11 protein-coding genes are annotated in these 18456 nt (G+C 57.2%); 8 read left to right on the top strand and 3 right to left on the bottom strand.

What is annotated here, in order from left to right; translation table 11 throughout:
* Positions 1 to 67: 67 nt before the first annotated feature.
* From panB to CGZ80_RS26610, 7 genes are all read left to right on the top strand, one after another.
* On the top strand, positions 68 to 874 hold the full coding sequence (panB, locus tag CGZ80_RS26640; protein ID WP_094418721.1) for a 3-methyl-2-oxobutanoate hydroxymethyltransferase: 807 nt from the start codon (positions 68 to 70) through the stop codon (positions 872 to 874).
* Between the two features lie 67 nt (positions 875 to 941).
* Positions 942 to 2756 (top strand): oligoendopeptidase F, encoded by a 1815-nt coding sequence (gene pepF / locus CGZ80_RS26635; RefSeq protein ID WP_094418720.1) that lies wholly within the window; start codon positions 942 to 944, stop codon positions 2754 to 2756.
* Positions 2753 to 3427: a DNA-3-methyladenine glycosylase family protein gene (locus CGZ80_RS26630; RefSeq protein ID WP_233148697.1), complete on the top strand. Its 675-nt coding sequence runs from the start codon at positions 2753 to 2755 to the stop codon at positions 3425 to 3427. The genes pepF and CGZ80_RS26630 overlap by 4 nt, the downstream gene beginning before the upstream one ends.
* A 46-nt stretch (positions 3428 to 3473) precedes the next feature.
* A complete protein-coding gene (locus CGZ80_RS26625; RefSeq protein ID WP_094418719.1) occupies positions 3474 to 5054 on the top strand; it encodes an MBL fold metallo-hydrolase in 1581 nt (526 codons plus the stop codon).
* 52 nt (positions 5055 to 5106) lie between these two features.
* Positions 5107 to 6072, top strand: a complete 966-nt coding sequence (locus CGZ80_RS26620) for a deoxyhypusine synthase family protein (RefSeq protein ID WP_094418718.1) — start codon at positions 5107 to 5109, stop codon at positions 6070 to 6072.
* A 275-nt stretch (positions 6073 to 6347) separates the two neighbouring features.
* Entirely contained in the window at positions 6348 to 9809 is a 3462-nt protein-coding gene (locus tag CGZ80_RS26615) for a pyruvate carboxylase (RefSeq protein WP_094418717.1), read from the top strand.
* Positions 9810 to 9915: 106 nt separating this feature from the next.
* A complete protein-coding gene (locus tag CGZ80_RS26610) occupies positions 9916 to 10428 on the top strand; it encodes a hypothetical protein (protein WP_094418716.1) in 513 nt (170 codons plus the stop codon).
* On the opposite strand, the gene CGZ80_RS26605 is transcribed toward CGZ80_RS26610, so the two are convergent.
* Positions 10386 to 11534, bottom strand: coding sequence for a hypothetical protein (locus tag CGZ80_RS26605; RefSeq protein WP_094418715.1), 1149 nt, complete (start codon positions 11532 to 11534; stop codon positions 10386 to 10388). The two genes, CGZ80_RS26610 and CGZ80_RS26605, sit on opposite strands and share 43 nt — an antisense overlap.
* A 196-nt stretch (positions 11535 to 11730) precedes the next feature.
* On the opposite strand from CGZ80_RS26605, the gene CGZ80_RS26600 reads away from it, so the two are divergent.
* Complete coding sequence (locus CGZ80_RS26600; protein WP_094418714.1) at positions 11731 to 12654, top strand: WecB/TagA/CpsF family glycosyltransferase; 924 nt, start codon at positions 11731 to 11733, stop codon at positions 12652 to 12654.
* Positions 12655 to 12697: 43 nt separating this feature from the next.
* Here the strand turns inward: CGZ80_RS26600 and CGZ80_RS26595 are convergent, their stop codons facing one another.
* Complete coding sequence (locus CGZ80_RS26595; protein ID WP_094418713.1) at positions 12698 to 15055, bottom strand: alkaline phosphatase D family protein; 2358 nt, start codon at positions 15053 to 15055, stop codon at positions 12698 to 12700.
* Between the two features lie 48 nt (positions 15056 to 15103).
* Positions 15104 to 18442, bottom strand: coding sequence for a c-type cytochrome (locus CGZ80_RS26590; RefSeq protein ID WP_158222864.1), 3339 nt, complete (start codon positions 18440 to 18442; stop codon positions 15104 to 15106).
* Positions 18443 to 18456 lie beyond the last annotated feature (14 nt).

Genomic DNA, 18456 nt, shown 5'->3' with positions numbered 1-18456 from the left:
TTAGTCTAAAAAATCGGTGCCTCCTTTGCATGGGGGCGGCAGCGAGCACTCGGGAAGTAGGCACGAAATGGGTTCTGACAATACGCCGTCACGCATCACGACACGATCGCTGCAGCTCCGTCGTGAGCGGGGGCAAGCGATTTCAATGCTGACGGCTTACGATTTCCCGACGGCAAAATTTCTCGACGAAGCCGGTATCGACATCTTACTGGTTGGCGACACGGTGGCGATGGTCGTGGGCGGGCACGAAACCACGCTGCCGGCGACGATGGATCAGATGATCTATCACTCCGAAATGGTCGGACGGGCTGCCAAACGAGCCATGGTGGTGGTCGATTTGCCGTTCCCCGAAGGCCAGTTACAGGTCAGCCGCAGTATCGAAGCCGGCGCCCGTGTGCTGCAGGAAACCAAGTGTCACGCGGTCAAGTTGGAAGGCGGCGCCGAACAGGCACCGCGTATCGAAGCGATGGTGACTGCGGGAATTCCCGTGATGGCGCATGTCGGTTTACGGCCGCAAAACATTCACGTCGATGGCGGCTACCGCGTTCAGCGCGAACAGGAAAAGCTAATTCACGACGCCAAAGCTGCGGAAAGTGCCGGGGCGTTTGCAGTTTTGATCGAGTGCGTGCCAGAGAGCGTTGCCGCGGCCATTCACGACGCGGTTTCGGTGCCGACCATTGGGATTGGTGCCGGCGGTGGGACGACGGGGCAAGTTCTCGTGACCCACGATCTCATCGGGCTGACGGCCGGATACACTCCCAAGTTCGTTAGGACCTATGCTTCGGTCGGTGAAACCATCCGCCAAGCGGCGGAGGCCTTTCGGCAATCCGTCGAGGACGGCAGTTTTCCCGGCCCAGACGAGTCGTTCAAGTAATCGTGCCCTTGTGCCGATGCTCGACTCTAACCGTTTCTTCGTCAATTCCTTTTCCAATAAGCCCAATATGTCTACCGCTTCGCCAACTGCATCCAAATTGCCGCCACGATCCGAAGTTTCTGCCGAGGATTGCTGGGACCTTTCGACCTTGTTCGAAAACGACGAGCAATGGGAAGAAGCGTTTAAGGCTTTGGATGGAAAAATCGCGACCTACGAAACCTTCAAAGGCCGTCTCGGTGAATCGGCAGCGGTGCTTCGCGAAGCGATGGAATTCGACAACCAGTTTTCTCGGGACAGCGAACGCGTCGCGATTTACGCGTTTCTGAAAACGACCGAGGATCAAGGCAACAGCGACTACCAAGCGATGAAGTCGCGGTTCCAGAACTTGGCCGTCCGCGCCAGCCAAGCGGGCAGCTACTGGTCGCCGGAACTGTTGGCGATCGAGCCAGAGACGATGGACACGCTGGTTGCCGATCCCTTGCTCGAACCGTACCGGTTGGAACTGGAACGCTTGCTCCGCCGTCGCCCCCACACGCTGACCGATCGTGAAGAACGATTGCTCGCGATGCAGGGCGAGATGGCATCTGCCGCCGGAAACGCGTTCCGCCAATTGAACGACGTCGATCTTCGATTCGGAACGGTCAAAGACGAAGAAGGCAATGAGCAAGAGTTGTCGCACGCGACGTTCATCCAAATGTTGCACAAGCCGAAACGCAAAGTCCGACGTGAAGCGTTTCAGCAGTATTACAAAGAAATCGAAGAGCACGAAAACACATTGGCCGCGACGCTGGCGGGCAGTATTCACAGCGACGTGTACTATGCTCGCGCTCGCAACCACGAAAGCGCGTTGCACGGCGCGTTGTTCCCCGACAATGTGCCGGTCAGTGTTTACGACAATTTGATTTCGGCAGTCCGTGACTCGCTGCCAAGCGTGCACGAATACTTTGACGTCCGCCGCCGCAAGATGGAACTGCCGGACATTCACCATTACGACACGTACGTTCCGATCCTGAGCGATATGAAAAAGGAACACACGTGGGACCAAGCGGTCAACGTGGTGATCGAATCGCTGGCACCACTGGGCGATGAGTACACCACCGTGCTCGAAAAGGGCCTGCGTGGACGCTGGGCGGACCGCTATCCCAATCGTGGCAAGCAAAGTGGCGCGTTCAGCTGCGGTTCCTTCGACGGTGCACCGTACATCTTGATGAATTTCAAAACCGACGTGTTGAACGACGTTTACACGCTGACGCACGAAGCCGGGCACTCGATGCACAGCTGGTACTCGGCCAACAATCAGCCGTTTCAGTACTACAACTACACGATCTTTGTCGCCGAAGTTGCCAGTACGTTCAACGAGCAACTGCTCACCGAGCATTTGCTGAAAAATGCGACCAGCGATGCCGAACGCGCGTTTCTGATCAACAACGAGCTGGACGGGATTCGTGCAACCGTTGTGCGTCAGACGATGTTTGCCGAGTTCGAAAAACGCACCCACGAGATGGCCGAAGCGGGCGAGCCACTGACGGTCGCTTCGATGCGAGCGGTGTATCGTGAACTGCTCGACGCGTACTTCGGACCAGACTTTGTGGTCGACAAAGAACTGGAGCTGGAATGCTTCCGCATCCCGCACTTCTATCGCGCGTTTTACGTTTACAAGTATGCCACGGGGCTGAGTGCCGCGGTCGCGTTGTCACGCCGCGTGCTCGAAGGCGGCCAGGCCGAACTGGACGACTATCTAAAGTTCTTGTCGGGCGGTTGCAGCAAAGATCCGTTGGACTTGTTGCGTGACGCGGGCGTCGACATGGAAAGCCCTGAACCGGTGAAGACGACACTGGACCGCTTCAAGCAACTGACAAAAGAACTGGACGAACTCCTTTGACCGAAACGCCACGTCGCCAATCACGTGGAACTGAAAAGCCGATCCGATTAACGAAGCAAGCGATCGCCGCAGGGGCGGTCGAGCTCGCCAAACGCGATCCGGCACTGCAAACCGTCTTGGATCGGTTTGGGCCGCCGCCACTGCTGCGGCGGCCGGCCACGTTTGCGACGCTGGTGCATATCATTCTGGAGCAGCAGGTTTCGGTCGAGTCGGCGAAGTCGACCAACGACAAGCTGACGGCACATTGTGGCGGGCGTGTTTCGCCGCAAAGCATTCTTGAACTCGATGAAGACGGCCTACGGCAACTCGGATTCAGCCGTCAGAAAGCTCATTACGCCGTCGGCTTGGCGCGAGACTGTGTGTCGGGCGTTTTTAAAGTCGATTCGCTCAGTCGTTTGCCCGATGAACGCGTTCGCGAGTTGATCGTCCAGCGAAAGGGGCTGGGCAATTGGTCTGCGGACGTGTTCATGATGATGGGGTTGCTACGTCCGGATATCTTGCCGGTGGGTGATTTGGCTTTCGTCAAAGGCTTGGGCGAGATCGATCAATGTGAATACGCCGGCAATGATCAGATCATCGAAAGGGCGGAACTTTGGCGGCCGCTGCGCAGCATTGCCACGCGGATGGTGTGGCAATGGTATGTTCAACAGCGTGGTCGCGACATCTTTTGATCGATCGCGTGTCTCTAGGTAATTCAATCCAGGCGGTTCTGTATTCATGGCCAAATTGACGTTCTGCGGCGCGGCGGGCACGGTCACCGGTTCTTGCTCGTTGATCGAAACCGGTTCACATCGTTTCTTAATCGATTGCGGTTTGTTTCAAGGCAGCAAAACGACGCAAGAGTTGAATTATGAATCGTTCCCGTTCGATCCGACGAAGATCGATTTCTTGCTTTTGACCCATGCCCATATCGATCACTCGGGACTATTGCCAAAACTGGTCAAGCAGGGATTTAAGGGGCGGATCTATGCGACCGAGCCGACGTATGACTTGCTGAAATTCATGCTGCCGGATTCGGCGCATATTCAAGAGTCCGGCGTCAAGCGGCACAACACCAAGCGGCGACGGCGTGGGCTGTCGATGGTCAAGCCGATTTACACCATCGAGGACGCCGAAGCGACGCTCAAGCTGTTCAATCATCAGCCTTATGAAAGCTGGTTCGGTCCGGAAGACGGCATCAAGGCTCGGTTTTGGAACGCCGGTCACTTGTTGGGGTCGGCATCGATTGAGTTGCAGATCGACGAAGGAAATGACACTCCGTTGACGCTGTTGTTCTCTGGCGATTTGGGGCCAGAGGAAAAGGTGTTTCACCCCGGTCCCGATGCGCCGGTCGGCTACGACTACATCGTTTGCGAATCGACGTATGGCAATCGCGACCGCGACGATTACACCTTGGCACGTCGACGTGCGGCAATCCGTGACGAGCTGGTCGAAGCACTTGGCCGTGGTGGCAACGTCGTGATCCCTTCGTTCGCGGTCGAACGCAGCCAAGAGTTGTTGCACGACATCGGTTACTTGCTTGCCAACGGCGAGATCCCACAAGCGAGCGTGTATTTGGATTCGCCTATGGCACGCCGCGCGACCGAGGTGTTCATGAAATACGCTGGCGAGCTCGAAGACGTCGAAGTCGACGAAGAGAAGTTATTCCGGCACGAACAATTTCACTTGGTCCAGTCGCTCGAAGAGAGCAAGGCGGTCAACGCGATCAAACGCGGTGCGATCATCATTTCCGCCAGCGGGATGTGCAACGCCGGACGGATCAAGCATCACCTGCGCTACAACATCCATCGGCCGGAGTGCACGGTGTTGTTCGTCGGTTATCAATCGCCAGGGACACTCGGGCACATCATCAGCAGTGGTGCCAAAGAAGTGCGAATTCACGGTGCGACGTACAAAGTCCGCGCTAACATCCGCAGCCTCGGCAATTATTCGGCCCATGCCGACCAACAGGAACTGCTCGATTGGATTCTGGCCCGTTGCCCGATCAACGGCGGGTTGTTCCTGAACCATGGTGAAGACGACGCACGGGCGATGTTGCGTGATCTGTTGGGCGAACGTGGTTTGGACGTCGAGCGGATTCACATGCCGACCTTTGACGAGACCTACGAGCTGAAACCGGGGACGGGACCGCTTTCGAAAGGCGTCGCCGAGCCACGATTGGACCTTGACCATGTGGCCCATGACTGGCACAACGATTACGCAGAATTCATGATCGGATTGACGCAGGCACTCGAACGCTCGACCGATCGCGAAAAATACGATCTGATCGCTCAATTAAAGTCCCGCTTGCCGCAATAATGCCGGCCACCTGATTGGGACCACTGACCTTTTAGCCACGACGGAGTGACCGTTGAACGTTAGCGACTTTTTGGAACAGCATTACCGTCACTTCAACGCCCGCGAGACTTTGGCGGCGGCCAAGGCGTACCGTGAATTTATCGATGCGAAAGACGGGCGGATGATGGTCACGCTGGCGGGGGCGATGAGCACCGGCGAATTGGGGCTGTCGCTGGCCGAAATGATTCGCCAGGGCAAGGTCCATGCGGTCACCTGCACCGCCGCCAACCTGGAAGAAGACATTTTCAACTTGGTCGCCCATGACGAATACCGCGTCATCGAAGACTGGCGGGCACTGTCGGCCGACGACGAAGAAAAGCTGCTCGACGAAGGATTCAACCGCGTCACCGACACCTGCATTCCCGAAACGGTGATGCGGCATATCGAGGCTCGCTTGTTGAACCTGTGGAAGCGGGCGGCCGCGGAAGGCAAGCCGCGGACCCCAGCGGAATTCATGTTCGAATTGCTGGACGATCCCGATCTGCCGCAGCATTTCCAAGTTCCACGCGAGAACAGCTGGTTGGCCGCGGCAAAGGACGCCGGCATACCGGTTTATGTTCCCGGCGTCGAAGACAGCACCATGGGAAATATCTTCACCGCCCGCGTGATCGACGGAAGTTTGTCGACGCACGCCGCGATGCACCACGGCACCGTGCAACTGCAGCGTTTGTCGGAGTGGTACCAAGAGACTTCGGCGAAACACCCGATCGGGTTCTTCCAGATCGGCGGGGGGATCGCCGGCGACTTCCCGATTTGCGTGGTCCCGATGATGCGTCAGGATTTAAAGCTGGACATCCCGCTGTGGTCGTATTTCTGCCAGATCAGCGACGCCCAGCCCAGCTATGGCGGATACAGCGGTGCGGTTCCCAACGAGAAAATCACGTGGGAGAAACTGTCGCGTGACACGCCAAAGTTCATGGTGCAAAGCGATGCCACGATCGTCGCGCCGCTGATCTTTGCCTACGTTTTGGGCTGGTGATCCGCCCGCGGTCGCATGGGATGGTCGGGTGACCCACCGGTTGCCGGGCGCCGAATAATTTTTCGCGGAATCAAACGAGATGCTCCGATCGACGGTCCGTCTGGTCGGTCGCGGTCAAGTTTGATGCCTGCAATCGACGATGAACCACACGAATAGCCGCATGCCGTGCTGTCGTTGTGCATCCCATCGGCTACCATTGCGTGACGGCGGGGGGAAAGTCTCCCGCCGCACTTTGTCCGTCCACACCGCTTGTTTTCCTACAGATCCAGTCGCCCATGACGATTCGGCCTTTCAAGAAACTGCTCGTCGCTAACCGAAGCGAAATTGCCACCCGCGTTTTCCGAAGTGCATCCGAGCTTGGCATCCGTACCGTCGCGATCTATTCGCACGAGGACCGGTACGCGCTGCACCGCTTCAAAGCGGACGAGGCCTATCAGATTGGCGAAGCTGGCGAGCCGATCCGTTCGTACCTGAACATCGACGCGATCGTTGCGCTGTGTAAGAAGCACGATGTGGACGCGGTGCACCCCGGTTACGGATTCCTTTCCGAGCGACCGGGCTTTGCCGAAGCTCTTGGCGCCGCGGGCATCGTTTTTGTCGGACCAAGCGTCAATTCGTTGAAACAGTTGGGCGACAAAATGTCCGCCCGCGAGCTAGCCGAAAAAGCTGGCGTGCCGGTTTTGGGCGGCAAAAACAAGCCGCTGAAAACCGCCGAAGAAGCACTCGAGTTGGCCGGTTCGATGGGCTATCCCGTGATGCTGAAAGCGGCTCACGGTGGCGGCGGACGCGGTATGCGAATCGTCAAGTCGGCGGAAGAACTGCCCGGCCAGTTGGAAGCGGCGATGCGTGAATCCGCGACCGCGTTCGGCAGCGACGAAGTGTTCTTGGAGCGTTTTGTCGAACACGCCCGCCACATCGAAGTTCAAATCATCGGTGACGGCACTAACCTGCTGCACCTGTATGAGCGCGACTGCAGCGTTCAACGTCGTCACCAAAAAGTCGTCGAATTGGCGCCCGCACCCAATCTGAAACCCGAAGTCCGCGACGGGCTTTGCCAAGCCGCTTTGGAAATCGGCAAGGCTGTCGGGATGGACGGGTCGTGCTACGAAAACGCCGGAACGGTCGAGTTCCTGCTCGATACCGATTCGAACCAGTTCTTCTTCATCGAAGTCAACCCACGGATCCAAGTCGAACACACTGTGACCGAAGAAGTCACCGGTATCGACATTGTGCGTTCGCAGATTTTGATCGCCCAAGGTCATAAGCTGACCGACGAAGTGTTGGGTATCCCGGCCCAAGAAGACATCCGCACCACCGGCTTCGCGATGCAGTGTCGCGTGACAACCGAAGACCCGGAAAACCAATTCCGTCCCGACTATGGGCGGATCAGCCACTATCGTTCGGCGGCCGGTTTGGGCATTCGCTTGGATGCCGGTACCGCGTTCAGTGGTGCGGTCGTGAACCCGTTTTACGACTCGATGTTGGTCAAGGTAACCGCACGGGCATCCTCGCTCGCACACGCGGCCTCGCGGATGGACCGCTGCTTGCAGGAATTCCGTATTCGCGGCGTGAAAACCAACATTCCATTTTTGCTGAAGCTGATCAATCACCCGACCTTCTTGGCGGGCGAAGCGACCACGCGGATGATCGACAGCACGCCAGAGCTGTTCGAATTGCCTCGCCGACGTGACCGTGCGACGCGTCTGTTGACGTTCCTTGGCGAGACCATCGTCAACGGAAACGAGCTGGTCAACGGCCGTCCCGAAGCGACACGCCGCCATGCCGCACCGGTCCCCGATGTCGACCGCAAGGCTGAGCTGCCCAAGGGCACCAAGGACATCTTCAAAGAGTCGGGCGTGAAGGGCTTGGTCGAATGGATCGGAAAGCAAAAGGGTCTGCTGATGACCGACACGACAATGCGTGACGCGCATCAGTCATTGTTGGCGACCCGCGTTCGAACTTATGACATGCTTCAAATCGCACCGGCGTATGCACAGCTTGCCCCGCAGCTGTTCTCGCTGGAAATGTGGGGCGGTGCGACGTTTGACACCAGCATGCGGTTCCTGAAAGAATCGCCTTGGCAGCGGTTGGCGGATCTCCGTGAAGCGGTGCCGAACATCCTGACCCAGATGCTGCTGCGGGCCAGCAATGCCGTCGGCTATACGAACTATCCCGACAACGTCGTGCGACTGTTCGTTCGCGAAGCCGTTCAAGCCGGCATGGACGTGTTCCGCGTGTTCGACGCACTGAACTGGCAACAGAACATGAAAGTCGCCATGGAGGCTGTGATCGAAGAAGGCGGGATTTGCGAAGCCTCGATCTGCTACACCGGCGACCTGCAAGATCCGAAACGGACGAAGTACAACTTGCAGTACTATGTCGACCTCGCCAAGCAGCTCGAAAAGATGGGCGCGCACTTGTTGGCGATCAAGGACATGGCTGGCCTGTTGAAACCCAAAGCCGCCATCACCCTGGTCCGAGCTTTGCGTGAAGAAGTCGGCATCCCGATTCACTTGCACACCCACGACACCGCCGGCATCCAAGCGTCAACGATCTTGGCCGCCGCCGACGAGGGATTGCAGATCGCCGACGCGGCATTCGCGCCGATGTCGGGCGGTACCAGCCAAGTGAACTTGAACTCGCTCGTCGAAGCCCTGCGTGACACGCCACGTGAAAGCACCTTGCAAACGGAAGCGTTGACTAAGATCGCGACCTACTGGCAAGCCGCACGTGAGTTCTACCTGCCGTTCGAAAGTTATGTGTTGCCGGCAACCGGCGACTTGTACGAACACGAAATGCCAGGTGGTCAATACACCAACCTGTTCCAACAGGCACGCGCCCTCGGGTTGTCGGACCGTTGGGCCGAAGTTTGCAAGGCGTATGCGGACGTGAACCGCTTGTTCGGTGACATCGTCAAAGTCACACCGACCAGTAAAGCGGTCGGCGATATGGCGTTGTTCCTGGTCGCAAACGAAATGTCGGCCGCCGATGTTCTGAGCAGCGAAAAAGCCTTGGCCTATCCTGCCAGCGTTATCGACTTGATCGGTGGCCGTATGGGACAGCCACCAGGAGGCTTCCCCGAGCCAGTCATCAAGAAGGTTTTGGGTGACCAGGCCCCTGTGCTGGATCGTCCCGGTGAATCGATGCCGGATGCCGATGTCGAAGCTGCTCGCAAAACCGCATCTGAATTAATCAACGAGCCTGCGACTGATCAGCTGGGAGTCACCGAGCTGCTGTATCCGAAGGTCTTCAAAGACTTTGCCGAGCACTTCCGCAAGTACGGTGACGTTTCGAAGCTGCCGACACCAAACTTTTTCTATGGCCAACAGCACGGCGAAGAAATCGCCGTCGACATCGAAAAAGGTAAACGCCTGATCGTGAAGTTCCTGGCCGTCGGTCAGCCGCACCCCGATGGCACGCGAACGGTGTTCTTCGAACTGAACGGCCAGCCGCGTGAAGTCACTGTCGTCGACAAGTCGCTAGAGCCGGAGACCAAGAAAGCGGTTAAAGCCGACCCAAGCGATTCCAACCAAGTCGCCGCCAGCATGCCCGGTATGGTGATCACCGTCGCCGCCTCCGAAGGCGACAAGGTTAAGGAAGGGCAAAAGCTGATGGTCCTCGAAGCGATGAAGATGGAAACGACCATCAACGCGCCAAAATCAGGCACCGTCAAATCGATCCAGACGCCGGCCGGCACCCAGGTCGAAGCCGGCGACCTGTTGGTCGTTTTGGAATAGCCCGCGAGTTGACGACTTCGGCGGGAGAATCGAACGAGGGGAAACGGGTGAATCGAACTTGTGATCGGACTACACTGTCCGTTCCGTTTCCTCTCCGGTGGTCGCAATGAAACGTTTCGTGCTCCAACTCGTCATCCCATCGCTGTTTGCGGCTGTCTGTTTCGGTAGCAATCTTGCCACCGCCGAGCCACCATTGTCGCCGGCTCAGTCACCGGCTCAGTCGCCGGCCCTGCCGGCGGTCGAAAACATCGATGCCGCTTCGCGTGCAAAGTGGCTGATGGAAGGCCCCGTCGTCGATTCCGAGAGCGGGCTACCGATCGCTGCGTTTACCGTGATCCCCGGATCGATCTCGACCGACGACGATGGAAAAGCAACGATCCGCTGGCGCGACAATCTGAAACGCGAGATGAAAGACGGCCTGCTTCAATGGCCACGAACCAGCGGTTTTTCGGTGATGCGATTTAGGATCGTCGCCGAAGGCTACCAGCCGGCGGTCAGCCCGATCATTCGTCGTGGCGGACCACATCTGCGATTGAAAATGAAACTGGCAAAGGTAGCCGAGACTGAAGCTTCAGATCAGTCGGCCGTGTCATCGCCGGATTCTTCGGCCAGTAACTGATTGACGACGTTCGGTCTCAGCCGCGCCACATCGTTGACGTCGTTCAAGTCGTCGGGCTTTAAGAACAGTTTGGCGTGCATCGGGTCGTCGTTTTCACTGACCAGAAACCAAGATGCGGTCGTGATCGCGCTGGTCGCACGATCGGAGTCCGTGTGGATCTGAGGCGTGAATTCTTCGTCGCGATGCGACCATGCCGCGGGCGTCATGCAGGATTGCCCGGCGATCGCGGCCCGAATGATGTTCGCGAACTGGTCGGCTGAGGTGACCGAAGGGACACGCAGTGGTGAAGTCCCAGAAACGATCATCGGAAGCCGTATGTCAGCGCTTCGCAGCGGTCCGGCGTGATGGCCGATCCAGCGGTTGTCGCCAAGCGAAAATCCGCTGGCGCCCGCAATGATCATCGTGAACGGTCGCTCGCCCAAAAACTGCACCAGGGCGTCAATCATCGTGTCCAGCACGAACGCTTGGTTTGCATATCGCTGCATCCAGGAAAACAGCAGGTCGGGGTGTCCTTCGCTGTCGAGTTCCAGGTGGGGGACGTCCGCATTGTCGGGCAGCACCAACGGCTCGATCGGCGGTTCCGGTTCCTCGTCAGAGAATTCTTCGCTGGGAGGCTCGGTGTCTTCATCGGGATCAGGCAGTGGGACTTCGATCCAGTCCCAGCTATCACGCAGTGTCGCGGTGTGCAGCCAAGCCAGTTCGGTATCTGAATCGATGTGGTCCATCAGCTCGAAAAAGGTTCGAGCAAGCTGTGTCCGTTCGATACTCGGCGCGATGCTTCCACCGGATTTGGAATCGAGTTTTCGCACCTCACCAAAGATCGGGTCAAAGTCGGCTTCGTCCAGCTGAGCGTCATCGGTGACGCACAGCGATGCCGGCGCATCGTTTTGGATTGGGTCGTCACAGCTTTTCAGCCAGTGACGGATCAGCCCCGATGGACGATCGATGGGGCTGGTCCAGCGGTCGAACACGACGCCGCGGGCTGCCACGTCATCGATCGCTGGGGTTTCGCCGATCGAGCTGCCATAGCAGCCCAGCGGCGCCGTCGAGAGCCCTTCGACGGTGATGACAATCGTGATCGGAGACAAGGCTTTTGGGCGTTCCATGTGGGGATCGGTGCAATCGTTCGAATCGGTGCAATCGGTAAATCGCGGGCGTCGCTGATTCACCAAAGACGTCAACTTTAACGGGTTCGCCGAATACGCGAAGCGGGGACCTAGACTTTTGCGTCCTCTGTCCTCTGGCGACCTCCGTCGACACATTTTCGATCACCGCACAGCGTCTTTCACTGCGTAGCGTCCTATGTCCATTCAACCGACTGGTTCATTTTCCACTGCAGCTCCCTACGTCCCGGTTGTACTGCCGCCGCAGCCAACAAAAAATACGCCCAATGCACTTCCACCGCTCGACCGAACCGTCGTGTGGGACGTTCCCTTTGACCGTGTGACGTTAAAGCAATCCGTCCAACGGATCGAAGAACTTGTTCGCCGCGGGGAGCCAAGTTACGTCATCACGGCAAACCTGAACTATGTCATGCTGCACGAGCAGGAGTCCGATTTGCAGGCGATCACCGGTGACGCAGATTTGATCCTGGCGGACGGCCAGCCCATCGTTTGGCGAAGCAAGCTTGGACCGAATCCGCTGCCAGAACGCGTTGCGGGCAGCGAACTGATTTTCAAGCTCGCACAAGCGGCAAGCCAGAACCGCTGGGGGATCTATTTCCTTGGCGGAGCTGAGGGGGTTGCCGAAACCTGTGCGAAGCGACTTGCACGGGATTATCCGGGGATGCGAATTGCCGGAATCGAGTCGCCGCCGTTTCGTGAATTGTCACAAGCAGAGCAAGAGGCTCAAGAAAACCGCATTCGTGATTCGAAGGCTGAAATCTTGCTCGTCGCCTTCGGACAACCCAAAGGCGAACGCTGGATTCATGAGCACTACCGTCGGCTGGGCGTGCCCGTCAGTATCCAACTCGGTGCATCGTTTGACTTTATCGCTGGCACCGCCAAGCGTGCACCCAAGGCCTGGCAAAAGATTGGCGCCGAATGGGCGTATCGAATGCTAAGCGATCCAAAACGTTTGGTGCCCCGCTATGCATCCAATGCGATGTTCTTGGCCGGTTCGTTGGTCAAGGATTGGAAGCACAAAGTTGAATCGTGGGGAATGAGCGTCGATGACCAGCCGCAGGCAGCTCGATCGAGCGGTCATGCTCGGCGACAAGGTGACTGATCCGAACGTCTCGCAATTTGCGGCAAACGACGTCAAACGGCTGCTATGAAATCCGATTGGCGCCGCCGTTTTCGTCTTGGTGTATCGTGACTGGCCAATTGGGAAATTGGTTTTCGGGATTGCCATCGGTCACATCGACAAGGAATCGAAACGAGTTGATCGTGTAGGTGCGTTCTTTCGGATCGATGACAACGTACCCAAAGCCACTCGCTTTTTGGTGAGCTTTCTCGTAGCGGTTTTTCGCGGTCGGAACGATCGGATTGCCAACCGAGTACACGTAGATCTTGTTGCCAAGTCCGTCCAAGTACTCGCCTGTGTTTTCCATCCCGTGTTTGGGCCGGTTTTCGTGAGGCATGCCGACTTCGTCTGCGCGCCACCAGCGTGGGTATCCGACCGCGATCGCCGGTGTGCAGAACGACCAAAAACTATCGCGTTGTTTGTCGACGCCGTACTGGACCAGCGACGTCAGGTGTTGGTCACCGTTGATGTGCAGTGGTTTCGCATTCGCGGCGATACGGATTGCGTTGTCACGTTGCGTTTGGGGCCAGCCGCCGCAATCCAAGTCGGCGACCAGGTAACCGTTGTATCCGCCGTGGTGTGTGGCGACTCCACCGAATACCGTCTGGCTAAGTAGGACTTTAATGGAATGTCCACGCCAATCCGCCGCCCAATCTTTCAGGAAGAGATGCTGGCGTTCGCCGAGCAGTTCCAGTCCAGGTTTGTCTAGTTTTAGCGGATCGATGTCTGGATCGGCCAAGTGGTCGGCTCGGCCGGAACCCGTATCGACACGCTGTGGGCCGCTTTTCCATTGCCGGTCCGCGATGATCGCAAATCCGACGTCGCCATACACCATGTCGCCGTAATACACACTGATGTCTTGTTTACAGGGCGTCGGATCATAAGCGTCTGGGTGATGCGCGCAGTTGGTTTTGTGAACGACGTTGACCATACGCGCCGGTTCGATGTACCCGCCATTTGATGACGCACCGCCTGATTCGACGTCCATCGGCGCGCCGCCTTCGCCCCAGACGTTGCCTTGGAAAACATCGTGGTCGTCGGGCAAGCAGATCGTCGGTCGGTCCTTCATCGCATGACGGAACGACCAACCGAATTGGTAGTACTTTCGCAAGTAATTCAGGATCGCTCGGTCGGCAGGGCGGCGGATGATGCCGTAGCCGCCATGGTTTTCGTAAAGCTGGTCGCCCGAAAAATACAGCAGGTCGGGATCCAGCTTGACGACGTTCTCGGCGACGGGCTCATACGGAAACGCGTAGTCGTTTTGGCACGTGAGCGCACCCATTCGCAACGGGCGGCCGGTTGGGTTGGGGCGAATCGTTCCTGACCAAGTCGACTCGGTCTCTTTGCCACTGGGGTGCTTCTCGCGATAAACCACGCGGTAGGTGACAGATTTGGAGGCATCCCAATTGGCGATTCGGAAGGTTGCGGTCCAGGCATCGGTGTCCAGTGTTGCCGTTCCGGCGGTCGTCCAATCGCTTCCGTCTTGGAATTGCAGTTCGAGGTCTTTGTTATCCGCCTCACCGAGAGGCCCCGTCAATGCAGACAGCTTGAGTACGAATCCTTCGTCGGTGCGTGTGTCGCTGAGTGAGTACATCGTCCAGAGGATCGGACCAAACGTACGATCGGGATCGACAGAAAAGGCTTCACCACCGACTTGCCAATCACGAAAGCGATACCGTGCGCCTTGTTGGTTGCGAAACTGTGGATCAAAACTGTTGGCAATCGCGATATTACCTAGCACCCCGTCTTTCGCGACGTTGATGCTGACGTGTCCGAGTTCGGTATCGGCGGCGTTATCCTGGGTGGATTTAAATGCCGTCAACGAAAGCTTGACTTCATCACCTGCAGGTTCACCAACCAGTTGAAGCCGAATGTCTTGTGGGGACTTGGTGCCTTCGACCACGACACGCTTGTTTTTGATAAACAGTTCGCCGTCTTGAAGTCCTGCTTTGATGCCGTTCTTGGCAAACACGTTGCTACGGTGTTCGTTCAGGTCGCTTTGCACACCAAGACGGAATCCAACGCCATCGTCATTGCCAGCGAGCTCGACTTGCGAAATGATCACGCTGGTGTGAAACGGCTTTGTAGGATCGGTCAATTGATGTGTGATCAAGTGCACGTTCCGGTCTCCACCCGCCGAGGTGCACTCGGCGGCACCGTCACGAATCACCCAATCTTCCATCGGGTTCGCCCAACAGTTCCCCGCTAGCCAGACACGGTCATGTGTGTCTGCCCAATTGACGACTGGTTGGTCAGTCGTCGCAATTGCAGACGAGTTTGCCGCGGCAGGTTCCTGTGCAGCGGTCGAATCTGCTAGCCCCAGCAATGCGCTGCTGGCACCGAGTGTTTTAAGCGCAGAACGGCGTGGGACGTGCTTGGTCATAGGTCTGGATTGTGTTGAAAGGGGCGGGGACAACCTGAGTATAGTTGCTTAGCGACCGTCAATCGGTTGTTCGGGTTCTGCCGGGGCGTGAGTCAGCAGGAACGTCATTAGATCGCGAATTTGCTGAGGCGAGTACTGGTCCAACAGACCTTCTGGCATGATCGATTTCAGCGACGGTTGCAAACGCTCTACTTCATCGGGATCGATGATTGTTGTTTTGCCATTGCTGTCGCCAACATGCAGTTTTCCTTCCACGGTGCGTATCGAACCGGTCAAGACTCGCCCGTCTTCGAGCAGCAGTGTTGATACCAGGTAGTCTGGATTGATCGCGAAGCTTGGCTGCGTCACGTCGCGATAGACACTGGCATAGTCACGGTGGATCAGGTTCGACAGATCGGGGCCAATCTGTCCGCCTTTGCCGTTGACGGTATGGCACTTGGCGCAACCGGTTTGTGCGTGATGAAACAGTTCATATCCTGCGTTCCAATCGCCGCCAGCGATTTCTTCGGGGACCATCGCAATTTCCGAATCAGCAGAAGATTGCTCTGTCACCCAAGGCAGGTAGCTTCGGCTGGGCGGAAGCGGTCGCCAGCGACTGTCTTCATTGGTGCTGTAACGTATCGCCGTCGAAACCGTTTCGTCGGACGGGAGTAGTGCTGATAAGGTGACAGGAACAAGCTGGTCGATACCCGTGAATACGCGTTGGCTTGCGTCGCCATCACTTATCGCCAGCGTGACATTTTGATTGACATCGACGGTGACAATTTCATCGGGCCATTGGAAATCGAGTTTCGATCCGGGCTGGACCACCGGACGTAGGAGCTGCTCAAGGTCAAGTTTGCTATTCATGGTCAGTTGGCCGTTGGCGTTCTGCTTTTTCGATTCGTCCAGCAACGTCCAAAGCTGATCATGAAAGGCAGAGCCTGCGGTCCACTCGCGACTGACTGCTAAATCAACTGACGGAAGCCAACCGCTCCACAGGACTTTGTTGTCACGTTTAAATTCGGCCAACGTGCCAGTCATGTTGAATGCTAAATCGAGTTGCAATTGTTGCGGCAAGCTGTCATCGGATGCGTCAGGTGAATTCGCCAGCGGGATACTGACGGCATAGCTGACCGCCGCGTCCAGTGGATCAGTCGCAAGCAGCAAGGCATGACGATCGCTTGTGAGCTGGGCAGAGTACACTCGGATGTCATGACGCGGGGTCCGGTGTTGGCCTTGAACGACCGCATACCCCGGCCACAAGGATTCGAATGAATCGCCGGCACCGACAAATTCGCCAGCCGTGATATCGATTGATGCGGCCAAGCGTTGCAGCTGTTCTGGATCAACCGGGTGATCGAATTCGATACGAACTTCACGTGGTCCAGATGGCCATGCGAGGACGGGTTGCGCGGTTTCATCTTGGGCGTATTCGATTTTGAACAGCGTTCCACGCCCCGCCGGTCCGCTTCCCCAATCGGGGCCGCCGCTGTGGCAGGCCACCAACAAGCCTCCGTCAGGCGTGATGCAACAATCCGCCGTCAACTGATTCAAGCACGCAAACAGCTCGTTCCGTGCGACGTAGTCCTCGCCGGTTTTGACAAGTTCGGTGCGATACAGTTTGCCTCGGGAGTATCCGGTGACGAATGCGTCGCCGGTCCAACGCTCGGGGCCAAAGGTTCGGCCGTTGGCATTAACCGGCTCGTTAAAACAGAACCCGCAGGTGGATTGGTGCTGTGGCTTGTAGTCGTACGTGCTCGGTTCGTCGATCACGTCGGGCAAGTGCTTTGGATGGCGTGGTGGGAATCCGTAGTGTCGCCCTTTTTGAAGATGAAGGAACTCATCAAACGGATTGCCATTGGGAAGCCAAGTGGCGCCTTCTTGGTCGGTGCAGAACAAGTCGCCTTGGCGATTGAAATGCAACCCGACCGGAAAACGGATGCCGGTGGAGTAAATCTCGCGTGACTTGAAATCCGGTGCAACCTTGATGATGTTGCCGTGGTCATTGTCGACCGTGTATTCGGCAACGCCGTCATCGTTGATGAGGTAGCCGTCTACATAGTCGGTCGTTCCCAGTCCGAAGAAGACGCTTTCGTCCTCGGGGTCGACCGCGACGCCAAGGGCATCGACGTGGTTCGCGATCTCGTTCCAGCCATCGGCGACAATGATTTCTTTGTCCGCGAAGTCGTCGTTGTCGGTGTCGACCAACAAGGTGCACTTGCCTTTCGCGGCGATAAACAGCCCGTTGCCCTTGGAGTATCCAGGCGGCGTCAACGCCATCCCGATCGGGGCACGAAGTTGTCCCTGGTTCTTCCAAAACAAGTCCGCTTGGTCGGCCAGCCCGTCATCGTCGCTGTCGCTGAGTTTCCAAACATTGCCGTCATATCCCAAGGCAATCAATTGTCCGTCTTCGCGGTAACGGATGTTGTTGATGTTGGGCAGGTCGACAGGCAGCTTGCGAACACGAAAACCTGGACGAAAGACTTGGACCGGGATCGATGGTTTTACGCGAGCGAGCGGTTTGCCGCCGTTGTCGATCCCAATGATCGGTTGGTCCGGGACGGAAGCATATTGGTGTTCCAAATAACGCTGAATCGATTCTCGTTCCGCGTGATCCAGCCCGCGTGAGTAGACCAACACTTCGGCGATGTCACCATGAAAAAATCCGCGTGGTTCTGGTGGCCCGCCGTGCGTAAATCGTCTGGCGCCGAGTACGAAGTTTTCGAGCGAGATCGGGGAGTTGTCGGCGCGGTCGCGCGAGCCTTGTTGTTGGCCGTTAAGCCACAATGTCGTGCTGCCAGGAACGGTTCGTAAGCAAAATTGGACGACTTCACCATAACGATGCGAGTTCGTCAGTAAGTTGCTTGCACCGGCTTGCCCAGCTCCTTCGACGCTGATCACCTGCAATGTCGCCGGAGATCCCGTCGTTTGATCGATATTGAGTCCTGACAAGTAATCGTTTGTGTCGTTGCTGCTGAATGACAGCCAGCCTGAAAACGCATCGGGGTTTGAATACGTTGCCGCAACAACAAACACCGTCAGTTCGTTTGCTTGCCATTGGGACGCCGTTCGCTGCAAACACTGTTCGGCACCACCAAACCGCACCGCTTGGAAGTCATCACCCGTGATAAAGCGTGGCCGGCGACTAGCATCGGATTGGATGACGTCACGGCCGTTGCCCGATGCGTCAGGCCAAACGGAAACCGTCTGCTTGTTTTTCAGTTCGTTTCCGTTTGCCGCAGCAATCCCGGCATTGATCCGCGAAGCATCGAGCCAAATGGCCAAGTCCTTCTCGATCGGCAGCGATGAGTCGGCCCATGGTTCGGTCGCAGAAGAAGTTCCCGGGATCGAGACAGCGATAAAGCAGAGGACCAGTTTGGCAAGCGACTTAGCGTGTCGGGTCATGAATTCGGATCGGT

The sequence above is a fragment of the Rhodopirellula sp. MGV genome (assembly GCF_002251265.1).
Classification (GTDB): Bacteria; Planctomycetota; Planctomycetia; order Pirellulales; family Pirellulaceae; genus Stieleria; species Stieleria baltica_A.
The sequence above is the reverse complement of the archived record's forward strand: the minus strand, read 5'-3'. Positions and strand labels throughout refer to the sequence as shown.

What these genes read in the sequence shown, in the direction of transcription:
- panB (WP_094418721.1), top strand. Translation starts at nt 68, where the DNA reads ATGGGTTCTGACAATACGCCGTCACGCATCACGACACGATCGCTGCAG.
- pepF (WP_094418720.1), top strand. Translation starts at nt 942, where the DNA reads ATGTCTACCGCTTCGCCAACTGCATCCAAATTGCCGCCACGATCCGAA.
- CGZ80_RS26625 (WP_094418719.1), top strand. Translation starts at nt 3,474, where the DNA reads ATGGCCAAATTGACGTTCTGCGGCGCGGCGGGCACGGTCACCGGTTCT.
- CGZ80_RS26615 (WP_094418717.1), top strand. Translation starts at nt 6,348, where the DNA reads ATGACGATTCGGCCTTTCAAGAAACTGCTCGTCGCTAACCGAAGCGAA.
- CGZ80_RS26610 (WP_094418716.1), top strand. Translation starts at nt 9,916, where the DNA reads ATGAAACGTTTCGTGCTCCAACTCGTCATCCCATCGCTGTTTGCGGCT.
- CGZ80_RS26605 (WP_094418715.1), bottom strand. Translation starts at nt 11,534, where the DNA reads ATGGAACGCCCAAAAGCCTTGTCTCCGATCACGATTGTCATCACCGTC.
- CGZ80_RS26600 (WP_094418714.1), top strand. Translation starts at nt 11,731, where the DNA reads ATGTCCATTCAACCGACTGGTTCATTTTCCACTGCAGCTCCCTACGTC.
- CGZ80_RS26595 (WP_094418713.1), bottom strand. Translation starts at nt 15,055, where the DNA reads ATGACCAAGCACGTCCCACGCCGTTCTGCGCTTAAAACACTCGGTGCC.
- CGZ80_RS26590 (WP_158222864.1), bottom strand. Translation starts at nt 18,442, where the DNA reads ATGACCCGACACGCTAAGTCGCTTGCCAAACTGGTCCTCTGCTTTATC.